The following is a 17290-nucleotide window of genomic DNA, read 5'->3' as shown; positions in this document are numbered from 1 at the left end:
CTCTCGTCGACTGATACGGGATATGCCGGGTTCTCTCACTCCAGGCACCGGAGACGGGGGAACCTCCGCCGTTCGCCTTCTCCGGTAGCGGGCAGCCCGACTGTTGGGGCAGCTGGTGTCGTGTCTGCATTACCTCCTAGTGGCACGGAATTTCGGGGCTGGGCGGTGTTGCGCTGCCGGCTTTGTCGTTGCCGGGTATTGCATTGTTCGGCTCGTCTGAGTGGTGCGTGCCATTGCCGGTATTGCGCTCGGACCCCGAGCGTGTTGGTTCCAACGATGCCCGTTCTTGTCCGAGGTCCGTTCTCGGCTTTCCGGCGACCTTTCAGAGTGCGCGGACTCATGTGTGGACGCTCTCGCCGATTCGAGTCATCGCAATGCCCCGGCAAAGGCGTACTGCTTGTCGGGCGTTGCGGCCTTGCGGCCGTCGGTCGAGTCGTCGATGTCGGGCAGCGGCGGGGTGCGAAACCCTGCCTCGACCGCACGTTGCGCCACCTTGTCGAAGCGGCGCATTGCGGTGGAGGCTGCCTTGGCGTTCGTGAGCGTGGCGATTTCCGCGTAGCTGCGTTGCTCACTGATCCGCAGCCGGGCCGTCTCCTTCACTATTGGTTCGAAGTCGGCGCAGGCGTCGATGAAAGCGAGGAGGTTGTCGATGGTCTGTGTCTCGTCCGGCAGCACGAACGACTGAGGTGGATCCTCCGAGGCATTGCTAATCGCTTCTGCGGTAGCGCGACTGTCCAGTGCATTGCGAATAGTGCGCTCCTGTTGTTGCTCACTCTGTCCCCCAATACCGGTGAGGTCAGCTGGGTCCGTTTCCGTCGGCCGCAGGGCAGCCGCAACGTCAGGGTCCATGTCTGGCCTCGCAGTGGCGGCCCTGGCGCGGTCGGGTGCCGACGACTCGGCTGCCGACGCAACGTCGGCGCCGGGTGCAACGGCCTGGGCAACGGGTTGCGCATTGCGTCCGGCGTTGCGGTCGACCGGCCTCGGCTCCGGTGCAGACTTCTCATAGTCGGTCGCGGCTTCCCCGCCCGCCCATTGTTGTTCACGGTGTCGGGCGTCTCTCACGACCGCGGTGTACTCCATGTGGGCGGTGCCGATGGCTTTGATGAGAATGCCGACGCCGTGGGTGAAGGCGAGCACGAGCAACGGTGGAATGATCGCAATGAGTGATGCGCCGGTCGGTGACAGCGGGGTGTACCCCAGTTCGATTCCGGCGGCAACGTTGCGCGCGGCGGCTTCTCCTGCACGGTAGGCATGGTTGGCGTTGCCGAAGACGCTGATGAAGACCACCACTACAGCGAGCCCGAGGAAGAACCTTTTTCCTATTGCGCTGCCGCCGATTTTGCTCAACGCAACGACCGCGATCGTCGCGCCGAGTATTGCGCCGTCGACGATGGCCGGGAAGATCCACGTGAGGTATGGCGGGATACCCGCTTGCAACGCGAGGTCACGTTGCACGGCGAAGGAGAGCACGAAGGCGCCTGTGGTGATGCCGATTGCAATGGCGATCGCAACGATGAGCGCCGCGATGAGGGCGCGGAGCTGGACTTGCGCGGCTCGGATACTGAGGTCGTTCATGCTCGGGGTCTCCTTTCATAAGGTTCCACTAGACAATTGGCCACTGGTTGCCGACCGTGGTATTTCCTGGGGTGTTGCGGAAAATGCATTGCGCCACTTCATAGGGGTGTTGCGCCGTGTTGCAACAGCCACCGGGGCACCACTTCACTCGCTAGCAACAAGTGCTCCCAGCGGGCATGGCTCGCTAGTCCCTCTACCCGCAAACGGCCCTGTTCTGGAAGCGAAGCGATGACGTACCGGCGCACGATGGCGCAGTCGATCTGCCCGCCCGAACCATCGTGCGCGCAACGCCAGCATTGCGGCGCTGGCGTTGCGGTCATCCCGATGGTTCGAGCACTCTGCACGCAATACGTCCTCGTTTCCGGGTCGGCGGCGCAGTCCGCACCGCACCTCGCATCTGGACACTCAGGTGAAGACATCGACGTACCAGCGCCCGTCGATCTCTTGGGTGGTGACGGTCTGGGTGCCGCGGGAGAGAGGCTGGTCCGGTCGCATAAGGGAGAGATCGACCAGGTAGACCCCATGGGAGAGTTCGATGGTGCGGACGCAGTAGCTGGTACCGAGCGGCACCGCGTCGATGACGCGCTGCAACTCGGGGCCCGGTAGCACCGACGAGTTGGGTGTTGCGAGGGCGCGGGCGAGTGCGCCGCTGCGTTGGCTGTAGTACGCGAAATTGAACGCTGCGATCGCGCCCGCGCCGCTCTTCTGGTCACCGCGGTCGGCCCGGCAGTCCCCGTCGGATGTGGATGCCTGTTCGGGCTGTTCGGACTCGGGCAGGTTGAGGATGGGCAGCCCCTTCTCGTCCACTGCAACGGTGGCGCTGGAGGTGGCCGCGGTTTCGCTGCCTCCGCCGGGCGGGTGGCTTATTGCCACCGCACCGGCCACGGCCAAGGCCGCCACCGCAATGCCAGCCACCGCCTTCTTTCCCGGGCGGCGGCCGCTCGCGGACGGGAGACGCGGCCGTGTGGGCGGTGGTGCGACCGGGCGACCGGGCGCCTTGGTGCGGGCGCCCGGCGCGTGGGCGGTGGGTGTGTTGCAGAGAAGGTCGAGTACGGCGGGATGCCGTGCAGGGTTTCGGCGGCTGTTCGGCTTCGTCATGGTTGTGCACCCACCTTCCGGGTCAGTTGGCGGGCGGAATGCCGCCACTGATGGCGCCCGACAGCAGGTTTGCTGCCAGGCCGGGCGTGGCGTCGGTGAAGAACGAGTTCAAAGTGTTGTCGACCTGCTCGATGATCTGCTGCCCGCCGGGCTGGGCAGCGACGAAGTCGCGGGCCTGGTGGTCGATCGCGGGCGCAGCCTCGACGGTGTCCTGCACGGCGGAGGCGGCGGCCTGTCCGATCGGGCCCGAGTTCTCCCAGTCGGTGAGGACCGTCTCGGTCTGTGCGGTCACTACCTGCTGATCGATGTCCGGGACGTCGATCTCCTTCGGTTCTCCCTTGTCGCCGGCAGCGAGAGGTGTCACCGCGGCCACCGCGATTCCGCCGCCGACCAGGGCGCCGGCAGCGGCGGCGGGGATGCCCGCTGCGGCGGCACCGATACCCGCCCCTGCGGCGGTGCCGATGATGCCGACGGGCACCCAACCGATTCCGGGGAGGAAGACGGTGCCCGCGGTCATTCCGGCGATGCCGCCGATGGTGCCACCGACCAGAGCCCCTGCGGTGGCCGCCGCCCCGCCTGCGGTGAGGGCACCGAGCGCTGCGCCGGCTGCTCCGGCACCGACCTGCGCGGCGGCGATCCGGTCGGCCCGCGAGGTTTCCACACCGATCGACCGCCAACCCGTCGAGACCCCTGCCTGCACCACCGCCATCGTGTTGTTCGTCCGGTTCCGGTCCATGTCGGACACCCAGTTCGGCTGCTTGATGTGCAGCTCACCCAGACGAAGGGTGTCCCGGGGCGCGATGAACGGCTTCGTCGGCTCCACCGGGGTCGGCAGGTGCAGCTGGTCGAATTGCACTGGTGCGACGTAGTAGTCCGTTGGCTCGACATACGCGTTGGTCTCGTAGTCGTAGTTCGGTAGTGGCTGGTACTCGATGTTCTGGTATTCGGCGGGCGGATCAACCCAGTACACCGGTTCCGGCGGGGTTTCGGGCACGTACGTGGGCTCCGGTGCTGGTGAAGGAGTGGTGGTTCCGCTGAGGGTGTCGCCGCTAGTGACGCCGCCCTGGTTGCTGTCGCCGGTGACACCACCTTGGATCGGGTCAGCGATTGCGGACGGGGACAGGACGATTCCGGAAGCCAGGGCTGCGGTGAGGACTGCCAGCGCGGTGACGGACTGGGTGGCGCTGTGATCGCGGTGTCGGCCTCGGGCGTGGTGGGCGGCGTTGCCGCCGGTGGCGTTGTTGCTCATTGTGTGCCTTTCCTGAAGTGGATGAAACCGCCTGGAAGGTGCGGGCCGTGGGGAATCGAAAGGGCAGATGTGCCGGATAGGGCGCGACAATCTGTAGGGCCCAGTTGGTGATGGTTGGGTCAGGGGCCGGTGATCGTCGTGATGACCTCTTCGGCCAGTCGGGTGAGCGCGGACCGGGTGTGGGGTTGGAGCCGGGTCAGTGCCAGGCGTTCCCCGGAAGCGAACAGCGGCTCGAAAGGCATGCGCGCCACCAATGGGACTCCCAGTTCGCGGAGGGTCTCGACGGTGTCGTGTTCGACCATCGGGGCGTCCCCGGGGCCGGTAGTGATGACGACGATCGTGCGTTGCAGGACACCGTTGCCCGTCGACGCCAATTCCGTGATCATTTCTTCCGCGGCATCTGCGGCGTCCCAGCGCAACGGAACGGGCACCACGACGGCGTCAGCTGCCGTCACTGCCCACTGCCAGCTCCCGGCGAGGGGGTTGTTGCCGGTATCGGCGACGAGGATGTCGCGGTGCTGGGCCACGATCGCGGTCAGATGCTCCGCATGATTCTGGCCTAGAACCGAGGTGACACCGCCGCGGCGTCCCGCGATGATGTCTTCACCCGACGGTTGACGGGTGAGGTACTGCGCGAGTTCCGAGGGGCGGATGGGGACGCGCGGGTCGGGATGCGCGGCCAGCAACGCGGGGACGTCGTTGTCATGCGGCGGACGGACGGCGACCCGCTTTGCGAGACTGCCGCCGACCTCGCCGAGATCTGCGCACACCGCGGTGCCGGCACCGCGGAGGTCGGCCAAGGTCTGGGTGAGAGCCACGGCGATCGGTGTCTTGCCGACTCCGCCTTTCGGGTTGGCGATGGTAATCACGGAGAAATCCGGCAGCGTCCGGGTGATCACCGACTCGGCGGCCCGCAGCCGCATCTCCGGTGACTGCGCTTTCGGGGCGAGACTCAACCCGAGCATGGCGTTGAGTCGGCCTCGCACTCCCAGACGCGCGGGTTCGCCCGCTCCGGGGGCGATTTCGGGGGCCGCGAGCCCCGACATGGGGTGCAGCGGCCGGGCGGGTGTGCGAGCGTGTCCGTCCTCCCGCTCGGTCGACATAGCGGCCGATTCGGGTGTCGGGTCGCTCGCTGGCGGCTGCACGGGAACCGCGGGCTCGATGCTCTCGGCCTGGATCCGTACCACGGGAGTGCCGCCGGCCAGGCCGGGCAAGGGCCGTTCCCGGGTGGGTGCCACGGATTCCTGGCCCGGGGGCTGTTCTGGGGCGGGGCGGATGGTCTGGTCGGGGTCGACCTCGAGCCGCATCGGCGCGGTGTCGATGCCGCCGCTGACCGCGACGGTGATCGTGTGGCCGATGCTTCGTGCTTCGGCGTGGGCCTGGGCGAACACGGCGGTCATCAGGTCGTGCTCGGTGTCGCCTCGCAGGTCGAGCGTCGCGTCCTGCGACGGCACATACGCCGTGGCGTGGCGTCCTCCGTCGTCGATGTCGACGGTCATCTGCGGGGCCCGCATCACAGACTCCCGGCGCCGGGGGTGGTGCCGTCGAGCTGGGCGAGCATCTCGGTGATCAGCTCATCGAGGCTGGTGAGCTGATCGAGTGCCTCGGTCTTGACGTCGCCGTTGGGAAGTGCGCCCACCAGGTTCCGTCGATGACCGATCGCGGTGAGGAGTTCGTCGAGTCGGCTGCGGGAGACGGTCTTGCTTTCCGAGTCCAGGGCCGAGAGCCACCCGGGTGTGGAGGCTCGTAGCGCTTCGCGGAACGCTCGAACGACGGGGTCGGAGTTGCCCTTGTTGATGAAGGGGCGGTGCATGGCCTCGATGTCCTCGGGCTCGAGGATGACTGCTCGTTCGATCTGCCGGACGGCCATCGTGGGACCTTTCTTGCTGCGTGTGGGTGGCGGTGGTGGGCGATGTGGGAATCAGGCGACTGTGGTGAGTTCCGGTGCGGCGAGGACGACCGTGTCGAGGCCGCCGTACTCGACGAACAGCACCTCAGGGCGGCGGCCGGCGCTCTCGACGGCGATACCGACGATGACCTTCCCTTCGTCGGTGACGGTGCCGTCGTTGGTGCGCTCGACTTCGCGGGCGATTTCGACCGAGGTGACCAGCCCGGTCAGGTCCGGGTCGTCGTCGAGTCCGACGACAATGTGCATGCCCTCTTCGATGGAGCGGGCCGGGATCGCATCCGCGATAGTGTCAGCCGCACTCGGTGCGCTGAAGCTGCTCGAGATCGCGATAGGGTCGCGCACGTCGTTGGCCATCGCGGTGATCAGAGCTTGTTCTTCGGCAATGAACTCGGGCAACTCGGCGGAGAAGCAGAACACCGGGGTGTCCACCTCTGGGCGGAGACTGTCGACGGCACCCCGTTCTTCGCCGGACATATCGGCGCGCACTGCGGGGTGAGCATCCACGCTGGGGGTGAACCAGACCTGCGCAAGAGCGGGGTCACCGGAGGGGTCGGTGACGGTGGCGCGGCCGGCGATGGCGGCATCGATGTCGCGGCCGACGGTGGTGTCTCCCCACATCATGTAGGCGCCGTCGCTACTGAGGCGGGCCAACGAGGCGCGGGTCTTGAAGTTGTCGCGCACTCCACCGGAATCGCGTCCGAACAGGTGCGCATCGGGACGCTGCACGCCCACGGCGAGGCGGATTCCCGTAGAGCGTGCCAGCGCAACCAGTTCGCCGATCCGCCCGAGTGGGTTGCAGAACTTGAGAACGTCCTTCTCCAGATCGGTTCCGCTCTTGGCCATCTGAGTCCATGACGCGGACAGGATGAAAAACTCATCGAGCACGGCCACCAGCAGTGGCATATTCGCGGGCGCAATGCGCTGGATCTGCATGTACTTGGTGCGTGCGTGCATCTCGCACCACAGTGCGTAAATCAGTTTCGCCGCGCGCAGTGGCTCGAACACGATCGCGGGCACACCGGGGTAGCCGAGGAACTGGTGCAGCTCGATGCGTTTGGGGTCGACACCGATGACCGGGATACCGCGGAGAACCAGTTCGGTGATGACCGTGGTCAGCAGGACCGTTTTGCCGCCGCCGGTCGGTCCGACCACCAGCATGTGCGGTGCCGACGAGCGGTGGGAGACGTTCCAGAACGCGTCGACTACGTCGGAGCCGATCTCGCACGAGGCGTATGGGACGTGCAGGCGTTGTCCTGGCTGGTTCGGAATCCGACTAGGCCACGCGATCTGTTGACGTCCGATGCCGTGCTTGGCGAGCGTAGGTGTGGGTAGTTCGGCTGCCGGTGTCGGCAACGAGTGCAGGATCATCTTCTCGAGTGGTTTGCGGAGCGAGAGCGTGATGATGGGCTGCTCCGGGTTCCAATCGACTCGCCACAGCTGCCCGGACTCGTGTGTGCCGAGGGCGGCGAGCAGAGCCTCGGAGAGCTTGTCGCGGTTGGCTTCCATGCCGGTGGCCAGCGTGTGCTTGTAGTGGAGGCGGTACGAGGCTTCGGTTCCGTCGTCGGCGTAGGCGCCAACTGAGACCGTCACGTCCCGCAGGGCCTTGCCGTCGGAGAACAGCTCGGCGAGCATGCGGTGCCGTGGGCTGCGGGTGTCCGGGAGCACCGGTCGGCGGGTGAGCGTGATGGTGCTCTTGTCGGCCCGGAAGTCGGTGACGTATTTCCAGTCGGTGATTGTGGGTCCGAGAAATCGGTTCATCGCTCCGCCTTCGGCGTCGAGGGTGTGATGCTGTCGGGTCCCGGTTCGACCGTCGGGGCGCTGTTGATCTGTGCTGGCGTCGTGCGGGGCAAGAAGCGCAGGGGGCGGGTGGGTCCGAGGGCGGGGAGCGGGGCGCGGACGCGGTGCCCCAGCGGCGATCCGACGATCAACGCATTGACGGCCGTATTCAGACGCTCTTGCCGGGTCGCGTCGACAACCGATCCCTGCGGCAGGCGGATCACCGCCCATGCGGTGCTGTGCCACCCGGTCCGCATGCTGAGCCTGATCCGTACGGGGCTGTGACCGGTGGTCTGCCGTACCACCGCGGACAGGATTCGCCGCTGCCGGTGCCGTAGGAACCGAATCAGGTCCCCGGCACCGACGAGAGTGACGGCGACGGCGAGCCCGGGACGAAAGTCGATGAACCACTGTGACCAGAGCGGCGCGCGCGGCCACAGCTCGGCGACCTGGGCGGACACCAGCATGGCCGGCACCCACCACACGACGACAGCGACGACAGCGGCGACGACCACCCACGGGGTGAAACGCGCAGTCTCCTCCCCCGACTGCTCGGAACGCCTTCGTCCGCCGGCGGCCGGCGAGGTACCGGAAGAACCGAACACATCCCGAAAAAACTCTCCTACAGGGTCACTCGACGGCATCGCAGAAACCCTTCTCGGTCGGATATCGGGGTGGTGCTCATGAGCAGAAGTGAATCCGCTCGTCAAAGGATTCACCAAGGACCCCCGCACGCACTCGGGCGTGTCGCCCCACGCGCAGCTCCCGCGAATGCGTCCTCGACCGCGGTGAGACAGACCCCACCGAGGAGTTCAAAACGCCTCTGCCAAGTGGTGTTTGAACCACTGCGCGCCGAAACCGGTCCGGGGCGGTATTTTCAACTTCGCCTCCCCCCGTAGGGGGGAGGCGTCTCCCGAAGGGAGTGGGGCGCAAGCATCGACGATGCCGCAATCGTCGACATGTGCCCGGCATGGGCCAATCACGTTCTTCGCGAGGGTTGTCCCCGAGAGCGTGCCCGAATGGTGGATCTCGAGACCCCAGGCAACCGACACCACCCCTCTGTGAATCCCGCAGCGACACGCCCGAGCGCGTGCGGGGGTCTTCGTGTGCCGAAGCCACCTCATGCCACTGTTCTCGAGTCACCGTTCGGTGTTGCCCGCGAATCTTCTGGGAGAGAGCATGCTTCATGAGTCTTTCGAGGCTGCGTCGCAGCTGACGCTTCTGGCACAGGAGGGGATCGACACCGGCGGGGTGGGAGATTTTCTCCGCGAGCAGGTAGTTCCTCCGATCCTCGGCGTCGGAGCGATTGTGCTTCTGGCGAAGGCGATTCGCTCATCCTGGTCTGCCGTCATCACCATCGCTGGCCTTTCCCTGATCGCGTTGGGCTGGTTCGGGTTGTCGGCGAACCCGGATGCTGCGATGAACGTCGGCACCGGAATAGCCCGGTTGGTCTTCCCCGGAATCTGACTGCGCTCCCACCCACAACCGGTCCCACCCCAGCGTCGATAGGAACGAACCCTTATGTCTGTCATGACGATCATCTTCGGCGTGGTCATCGCCGCCGCCATCATGTTCGCAATCGGCCGTGCCATCAGCGAGCGCCGGTGAGGGGCTTGCCGTGATCGAGACCGATGACGACCTGTACCGGGTGGATCAGCACTGGCTAGGCCCTCCGGGGCGGGCGTTCCCGAGACCGATCAGGTGGCAGGCGGTGGGTATCGGTGGGTTGTTGCTGATCCTGTCGTACATCCTCGTGATGGGGGTGCTGTCGGTGCCGTGGAGCGGTTGGTCCGTCACCGCGGTGCTGGGGTTGACCTATCTCGGGACGAAACGGATCGTCGACGGGCTCGGCCACGAACGCACCATCCGGTCGCTGGCCCGGTCCGCGATCAACGACCTCACCTCCCCACGCCCCGCGACCGGCCGCAACAAGAAGATCCGGACCACGCCGCAGACGGTGTCGATCCCCGACCAGATCGCGCGCGTTCGCCTCGCCCCCGCCGCCGGCGATCACACGACTTCTTCGACTACGAGCAGGTAGGTCATGAGCTATTCCGGTAACCGGTTCGACCCGGCCGACCTCGTCCCACCCCCCGGTGCGCTCCCGCCGGTGCTGCCCGAGTCGTGGCTGCGCGCGGCACGCCAAGCCGGGCTGCAGACCGCCGACCCGCACTCCACCGCTGCACCACACGCCAGTTCGGGTGATGCACTGCCCACCGACCTTTCCCCGGTCACTCGATCCGACGATGACGAGGACGTGGCCGCAGAACCTACCCGCCGCATGGGCAGCAAACGGCGCGGGAAAAACTCCCGGCCTGGTCCGCAGGGGCACTCGACCAGTGCCGCCGCGGATCGCGGGAGCAGGGCACGGCTGCGGAAGCAGTCCAAGTGGCGGCTGCGGGCGGTGCTGGGAAACGTCACGATCACCGACGACACCGCCACGTTGTGGTTCGTGCAATCGCCCGGCACGTGGAGCATGCGGGCAATTGCCGATCAGTCGCGGTTCATCCGGGACGAAGCGTTGGTGCTGGCGGAACTGCGCAGCAAAGGGGTGGCCGGTATCCACCGGCGCACCGTGCGCGAGCCCTGGCCGGTCAAGGAATGGGGACGCGCACACGCGCAGCTCGCCGAGGACCGACTCCCCGACGTTCCCGGTGCCCTCGCGTGGGACGACTACCTCGTCGGTCAGCAAGTCGCGCTGCTGGACTCGGCCCCTACCCGCAAGCGCCGTTACTGGGGCATCGAACTGCCCCGGCGGTCGATGACCGCGCAGGCGATCGTCGCGGTGGCCGACATGTGCACCGCGGTGAAGGGATTGGGGCCGCGGTTGTCGAAGTGGTCCGAGCAGGTGCTGATCGCCGAGCAGGACGCTGCGGCCGAACACATCGCCGAGATCGAGCGCGTAATGCTCTCCCCCGGTGTCGAAGCCCTGCCGGCCGACAACGGACAGGTGGACTATCTGTTGCGCCGCTCCGCAGCGGTGGGGATGCCGTTGACCGAACCTGCCGCCGCAGGTGCACCGTCGGGGTGGGGTCTGCCAGATGTGTTGTCGCTGAGCAACCTGGCGGACATGCATTACACGCCCGGCGCCGGACACACCGTCGTCGAGGGCACGATCGCCGGCCGTACCTATAGGTCGTACGTGACCGTGCTGACGGTGGGGAGGATGGCACCATTGGCCATCCCCGAGCAGAAGATGCCGTGGCAGCTGCTCGGCGACCAGCTCGGGTTGCCCTTGGAGTGGTCCGAGCGGATCACCCTGCACACCCCAGAAGAGACACTCGGCGAGATACAAAAGCAGCGCAACGCGATCGAGGCGCAGTACCGGCACTACACCGTCGAGCACGACGAAACCCCACCCGATGAGTTAGCAGCACAGCACGGGTTGTCCCGGCGCCTGCGGACGGAGATGTCGAACGGTGGGGCACTGGCCACCCGAGGATCGGGGTGGTGGCGGATCGCCGTGACCGGTTCCTCCCCCCAACAGGTGCGGGACCGTGTCTCGAAGCTGCAGCAACAGTACGCACCAGATATCGAACTCGAAGTCGAGAACGGCCAGTACCACCTGCTCAAAGAATTCATGCCCGGTGAGAAGCTCGCCAACACCGCCCACAAGCGCAGGATGAGCGTCCTCGCCATGTCGGCGGGGATGGGCGCGGCGGCCGACCGGATAGGTGACGAGGAAGGCATCATCCTCGGCGAAACCGCGTCGATCTCGGTGCGCCCGGTCGCCTGGAATCTCTTCGCCGCCCACGACTTCTTCGACAAGGGCGGCCTGACCCCACTGGTCGGCGTCCAGGGAGCCGGCAAAACCCATCTGGCCGGGATGATCACCTATCAGGCGCTGCGCCTGGGCGCGCACGGAGTGATCCTGGATCCGTCCGGTCCGCTGCGTGCGCTCGCCGAGCTGCCTGAACTCAAGCCGTTCACCCGGGTCTACGAGCTGACCGGCCGCGGCGCCAAACCCGGCGTCCTCAACGTCTACCGGGTCGTGTCCGAGCCCGACCCGGCCGACGAGATCTACCGCCCCGACCATCCCGAGTACGCGCACGAATCCGACCCCGCAGCAGCCGCAGCAGCGGCCTACGAGGACGATCGCGGTGCCGCCCATGCCGAGCGCGTCCAGCTCGCGTCCTGGGTGCTGATCTCGATGCTCGACGCCGACGATCGCAGCGACCGGGATGCCAAGAGTGTGGTCCGGATGGCGGCGGCGATGGTTGGGGGCGAGCCGACCAACCATCTGGGCAAGGTCCTCGACGCGATCGACCACATCGCCGCGGGCGTGGTCTACACCAACGACCATGGGGCCGCCCACGGCACGACCAACGGCCAGACCCACGACTCCGAGAACACCCCCGTCATCGGTGAAGTATTGCGCACCGCCGCGGGCCGGATCGGGCCGATGCTGCGCACGATGTCGCACCTGCGCGACGCCCGGGTGCTGTTCCCGTCGGCCACGGCCGGTGACGACGCCGCCGCCGAACTATTCGACTCGGTCCTCGACGAGCGACTGACGATCCTGACCATGCCCGGCCTGCAGATCGACGACAAGGCCGAGGGCAGTGCGGCCACCGACAGCCAACGCCTGGCCGGTCCGCTGATCCACCTGGCGGCGTGGTTGGCGACCCGGCTGGTCTACGACAAGCCGCGTGCGCTGCCGAAACTGCTGTTCCTGGACGAGAACAAGTACCTCAAGCAGTCCGGGGCCGGGCGCACTCTGTACGTCCGGCTCGGTCGCGACACCCGCAAGTTCCGCACCCGCGCACTGGTGTGCAGCCAGCTTGCCGGTGATTTCCTGGGATTGGCGGACGGCGCCGACGACCAGGACCAGTCACAGCTGACCGACGAGATCATCATCGGCCGACTCGGCTCGTCCGAACGGGCGATCTCCGACGCACTGAAACTTCTCGGCCTCGACGAAGGCGAGGGGTACGAGACGATCCTGGCGAACCAGCTCGGCGGGGGCCGCAACGACACCTACGACCCGCGCGCGAACAAGGCCCGTAAACAGCGCGCCGCGAAGACCGGCGCCGACGAGGCCCGCACCTACGTCGTCCGCCTCGGCGGCGACATCGAGCTGCTGCGCGCGAACTGGACAAACTTCACCCACATCGCCCACGTCGCGCAAGCACTGAACTCCCGGGCCACCGCCGCCTAACCCCCTCCTTGAAAAGGACCTTCTCGATGCCCGCCACCGCCCGCACCACCAGATCACCCGCACACCTGCTGCAGCGGATCATCCAACTGTGCGCGGTCATGATGCTGGTCGGGCTCAGCGCCCTGTGCGGGCAGGCCACCGCCCACGCCGCGGGCTTCAACTGCAAGGACGTGCCGGCACCGCAGTCCCCGAACTCGGCGGCGCCGGCGTTCTTCGACTCCGGATCGGTGGACAAGCCCACGGAATCCCAGCTGTCGGGCACCGGGTACGGCGGCCACGGCTGGGCGGGTTTGACGTGGCACATCTACGACCTCGGATGCGGTGAAGACATCACCGGGGTATCGCTGGTGCGCAACAAGACCGACATCGGAAATACCTTCCTCACGATCGGGCAATCGTTCGCTGCCGCGGCGTTCTGGCTCGACGAGCAGGCCAACACCCCCACAGAAGGCCGCGAGACCGGACGACGGGGAGCGATCGCGCAGTTCGACGAGATCGTGCTCGCGGTCTCCGACTCGTTGCGGCCGACCGTCTACGGGCCGTGGCTCGGGCTGGGGGTGGGTGCGGCCGGGCTGATCATCCTCTACCGCGGTCTGCGATCAGATGCCCCAGCGGTGTTCCGGCAGCTTACGATCGGTGCCGGCGCACTGGCGATCGGTGGGTTAATGGTCGGTGCACCAGCGAAGGCGATCCAGATCTCCGACGAGACGTTCAGCGCGCTGATCACGAAAACTCAGGGCGAGATTTTCAACTCCGCGGGCATGACCGATGACCCGCGGTTGGTGATCACCGACCGGATCACCATCCCGGACGTGCAGCGAGGATATTTCGGGTCGAACGCATCTGGCCGAACGCTCGACGATCTGTGGCCGAAGCTGCGGGAGTCAATCGCCTACACCTACGACGAACAGGCCAGAATCCAAGCCGACAACGCGACACAGAAGGAGATCGACGAGGCCAAGGCCGAGAAGTTCCGGCGGGAGGTCGTCGAGCCGTTGGAGAGCAAGGGGCTCTCGTTCTACACCTTTCAAGGCAAAGACAGCAGCCGGGTCTCGACCGGGTTCCTGTCAATGGTCAAGACCTCGATGCCCTCCTTCTTGTGGATCGGTTCCTCGGTGCTGAAACTATCGGCGCTTTTGGCGATCCGGGTGGCGATCGTCACCGCACCGGTGTGGGTTCCGCTCGCCATCGTCTCCGCATCGATCCTGATCCGTGTCGGACGCATCCTCGGCGGAATCTACCTGTGGGCGGTAGCCGCTGCGGTGCTGATGTCGGTCTACCTGCTGATCTTGATCAAGCTGTACCGCAATGATGCGGTCGACGGAACCTGGCGGCTGTGGTTCCTGGTCATCCTCACCATCGTCTTCTGGATGTTGTTGCGCCCGTTCAAACGGCTCTCACAGACCATTACCCAGTCGCATCGCGGCATGATCGGCGGTGCGATGGACCGACACAAGCACGGCTCCTGGAAGCAGAAACTGCTCACCGCCAGCTCGATGGTCACCAACCCCGCCATAGGACTTGCCGAGAAGAGCCTCGAACTCGCCCGCGCCGGCACCAACCGCGCCGCCGACGGGACCGATCGGCAATGGTCCGACATGATCGGCGGCAACAAGCCCCCGATCGTCCGGCAAGAAGGACGCGCACTGTCGGCCGCACGCACCGACGACTACCGCAACCGCGCCCGCCAAGCACAACTGGCCGCCCTACGCAGCGGCGACGGTCGAGCGATGGCAGATCTGCGCAAAACGTCCCCAGACAGGCCCGACCCCGGCACCCGGCTCCCCGGTATCGACCCCACCGCCGACCCAGCTGGCGGCAACGGAAACACCAGGCTCGCAGACCTGCGCAAACACACCCCCGCAACGGGTTTCACCGACGGTTTCGAGGCCCTCCACACCGATGACAGCGAGATCTTCATTCCTCATCAGGACGCGAACCGGTGGGACGGCGGACCCGACGCGATCATCGCACCGACCACCATCTACCGGCCGATCGAGGAAACGGAAGCGACTGAAAAGGATAAGCGTCCGTGGGTGTCGATCACCCGGACCGCACCGGCCTCGGCCACGGCGGTGGCGCCGCCCCCGCGCAACGACCTGCCCCGCGCTCGATTGCGTGAGAACACCGCGGCGGAGCACTCGACGGGAGTGCTCGACCGGCCGAATCGGGAACTGGGAGTGAACTAGTGAGAACCACCAACCCGATCACCACCGCGATCCGCAGCTGGGTCCTGCGCAGTCCCGGCCGGCTCGCCAGCGGGATCGCGATTATGGTCGCGATCCTCTACCTCGCCCGCCTGATGGTCACCACAGTCACCGGGACAGCCGGCGACACGGCAGAGCCACTCGCGAACGCGGCGCACACCCACACCACGTCGGTGGCCACCAAGACCGCCGCAACCAAGGAGATCACCGAGACTGAAGTCACGTCGATGCCGGCCAGCTCGATCCGTCGTAGTCCCGCAACAGCGGCGATGTATTACGCACACGAGTTCGTCGACACCACCGCGTCGCCAACTCAGTGGGCGATCGCGCTCAGCCGTGTCACCCGCCCCGAGCACGTCAATGACACCCTCGCCGCGGCCCGGCCCACCGCTCAGGTGTCGATTCTCGGGCCGACACGCACCCTGTCAGGCACCGGCACCACCGGAACGACCGTGGAGATCGACACCAGTGCCGGGACCCTGACCGTCGCGGTCACCGACACCGACGGCGGCTGGCAAGTCGACTCGCCCCTCCCGACGCTCGACCTCGACGACGTGGACGCGGCTCCCACCACCCCGCGCACCACCAGGCCGTCACCCGCCACCGCACTGAGCCCGGAGCGCACCCCAGAGCCCCTATTGCCCTCGGAGCCTGCTCCGCCCGCACAGCGGGCCACCATCCCCGAACTCGACACACCTCTGCCGGGCCCGATCGCGTGACCCCTCGGCGTCTGACCGCGGCTGCTCTCGCCGCATCATTCACCATCGGGATGGCCAGCGCCTGCACCGGCGGGGCGATCATCGATCTGCCCAAACCTTGCCGGCCCGCCCACTCCGATTCCGGGGGCACGCACGCAGACAGCACACCCGACGATCCGCCGGCGGCCGCGCTGACCCCGTCCGGGCCGATCCAGCACCCCACCGCACCGGAGACCACCACGTTCACCTCCGGTTTCGGACCCCGATGGGGGGCGATGCACAACGGTGTCGACTTCGGCGGCCCGGTCGGTACCCCGATCTACGCCGCCCTCGACGGCCTCGTCGTCGCCGCCGGTTCGAGCGGTGAAGCTCCCGGTGTCGGTTTCGAGAACTGGGTCATCATCGACTCCGCGGTCGACGGTCGGCCGGTCTCCACGGTCTACGGGCACATGTACGCCAACGGTATCCACGTCAAACCCGGGCAGAGCGTCAAGGCCGGAGACCACATCGCCGACATCGGTAACGCCGGCGGATCGACCGGGCCACACCTGCACTTCGAATACTGGGAAGGCGGCCGCCTGCAGGGCGGCACCGCGATCGACCCTATGACCAAGCTCGGCGGCGCCCCTGCACCATCCGGATGGGACTCGAGCACACCGGGATCGACCATCTCTCTCATGGCCGCATCCGCTCCTCTCGACTGCGGCAGAGGCTTCGGCACCGCGGGCGGCGGCGACCTCAAACCCGGCAGTGTCCCACCCGCATTCGAAGAATGGTTCCGCAAGGGCGGATCGCTGTGCCCCCAGATCAGCCCGGCGCTGCTCGCTGCGGACACCAAAGCCGAGAGCGGGTTCCGCGCTGTCACCAGCCCCGCAGGAGCGAAAGGCTACACCCAGTTCATGGATGGCACCTGGGCCGTGTACGGCCGCGACGACGACGGCAACGGCAGAGTGTCTCAAGCGGACGTCGGCGATGCGGTGATGGCTCAGGGCCGCTACTTCTGTGAGATCGCGCGATCGGTCGACAGCTGGATCGCCGACGGCTCCGTGAAGGGCGATCCACGCTCGCTCTACATCGCCGGCTACAACGCCGGCGAGGGTGCCATCAAGCGAGCCGGTGGGATGCCCTCCGGTGGTGACTATTCCAACGAAACCCGCCCCTACGTGCAAAAAGTCCTCTCCTACATTCCCGAGTTCGAGCAACCTGGCGGTCGCGGCGAGTTCGTCCCCACCCCCACCGCCGGCGGCAGCAATGTCGTCGAGGCCGCCAGCCAGTACTTCGGCACCCCGTATGTGTGGGGCGGCGGCGGCGCTGGTGGACCGTCCGGGGGCGGGTTCGACTGCTCTGGCCTGACCCAGTACGCCTATGCCCGGGCCACCGGCGGCAAGACCATCCTTCCCCGCACCTCCGAGGAGCAATGGGAAGTGGGCATTGAAATTCCGATTTCCCAGGCCAAGCCCGGCGACCTCGTTTTCGGATCCTGGGAGGCAAGCGGTCCAGGCCACGTCGGTATCTACGCCGGCAACGGGCAGATGGTTCACGCACCCACCACCGGTGACGTCGTCAAACAAGCACCCGTGATGGCCGACATGCGCGCCCGCCGTATGTGACCCAGGAGGA

The 17290-nt window shown here is 66.8% G+C and carries 13 protein-coding genes; 6 read left to right on the top strand and 7 right to left on the bottom strand.

Annotated features, from left to right (window positions below):
- Positions 1-366: 366 nt before the first annotated feature.
- From JQT59_RS01935 to JQT59_RS01905, 7 genes are all read right to left on the bottom strand, one after another.
- Complete coding sequence (locus tag JQT59_RS01935) at positions 367-1575, bottom strand: DUF2637 domain-containing protein (RefSeq protein WP_213571399.1); 1209 nt, start codon at positions 1573-1575, stop codon at positions 367-369.
- A 405-nt stretch (positions 1576-1980) separates the two neighbouring features.
- Positions 1981-2673 (bottom strand): DUF8176 domain-containing protein, encoded by a 693-nt coding sequence (locus JQT59_RS01930; protein ID WP_213571398.1) that lies wholly within the window; start codon positions 2671-2673, stop codon positions 1981-1983.
- Positions 2674-2695: 22 nt separating this feature from the next.
- On the bottom strand, positions 2696-3922 hold the full coding sequence (locus JQT59_RS01925) for an insoluble domain protein (protein ID WP_213571397.1): 1227 nt from the start codon (positions 3920-3922) through the stop codon (positions 2696-2698).
- Between the two features lie 119 nt (positions 3923-4041).
- Complete coding sequence (locus tag JQT59_RS01920) at positions 4042-5436, bottom strand: ParA family protein (RefSeq protein ID WP_213571396.1); 1395 nt, start codon at positions 5434-5436, stop codon at positions 4042-4044.
- Positions 5436-5792: a hypothetical protein gene (locus JQT59_RS01915; RefSeq protein WP_213571395.1), complete on the bottom strand. Its 357-nt coding sequence runs from the start codon at positions 5790-5792 to the stop codon at positions 5436-5438. The genes JQT59_RS01920 and JQT59_RS01915 overlap by 1 nt, the downstream gene beginning before the upstream one ends.
- Before the next feature lie 51 nt (positions 5793-5843).
- The gene (locus tag JQT59_RS01910) at positions 5844-7589 is read right to left on the bottom strand and encodes an FtsK/SpoIIIE domain-containing protein (RefSeq protein WP_213571394.1); all 1746 of its coding nucleotides are present in this window, start codon (positions 7587-7589) and stop codon (positions 5844-5846) included.
- Entirely contained in the window at positions 7586-8212 is a 627-nt protein-coding gene (locus tag JQT59_RS01905; RefSeq protein ID WP_213571393.1) for a hypothetical protein, read from the bottom strand. Before JQT59_RS01905 ends, JQT59_RS01910 begins: the two co-directional genes overlap by 4 nt.
- 574 nt (positions 8213-8786) lie before the next feature.
- Between JQT59_RS01905 and JQT59_RS01900 the strand changes: the two genes are divergently transcribed.
- The 6 genes from JQT59_RS01900 (at position 8787) to JQT59_RS01875 (ending at position 17280) form a co-directional block, all read left to right on the top strand.
- Positions 8787-9074, top strand: coding sequence for a hypothetical protein (locus tag JQT59_RS01900; protein WP_213571392.1), 288 nt, complete (start codon positions 8787-8789; stop codon positions 9072-9074).
- 151 nt (positions 9075-9225) lie between these two features.
- Entirely contained in the window at positions 9226-9648 is a 423-nt protein-coding gene (locus JQT59_RS01895; protein ID WP_213571391.1) for a hypothetical protein, read from the top strand.
- Positions 9649-9651: 3 nt separating this feature from the next.
- Entirely contained in the window at positions 9652-12765 is a 3114-nt protein-coding gene (locus tag JQT59_RS01890) for an ATP-binding protein (protein WP_213571390.1), read from the top strand.
- A gap of 26 nt (positions 12766-12791) precedes the next feature.
- Positions 12792-14954: a hypothetical protein gene (locus JQT59_RS01885; RefSeq protein WP_213571389.1), complete on the top strand. Its 2163-nt coding sequence runs from the start codon at positions 12792-12794 to the stop codon at positions 14952-14954.
- The gene (locus tag JQT59_RS01880) at positions 14954-15691 is read left to right on the top strand and encodes a hypothetical protein (protein ID WP_213571388.1); all 738 of its coding nucleotides are present in this window, start codon (positions 14954-14956) and stop codon (positions 15689-15691) included. Before JQT59_RS01885 ends, JQT59_RS01880 begins: the two co-directional genes overlap by 1 nt.
- Positions 15692-15741: 50 nt before the next feature.
- On the top strand, positions 15742-17280 hold the full coding sequence (locus JQT59_RS01875) for a peptidoglycan DD-metalloendopeptidase family protein (protein ID WP_249353658.1): 1539 nt from the start codon (positions 15742-15744) through the stop codon (positions 17278-17280).
- The last annotated feature ends 10 nt before the right edge of the window (positions 17281-17290 follow it).

This window comes from Rhodococcus sp. USK13 (assembly GCF_018343855.1).
GTDB classification, from domain to species: domain Bacteria; phylum Actinomycetota; class Actinomycetes; order Mycobacteriales; family Mycobacteriaceae; genus Rhodococcus_F; species Rhodococcus_F oxybenzonivorans.
This window is presented reverse-complemented; position numbering and strand designations above follow the sequence as displayed.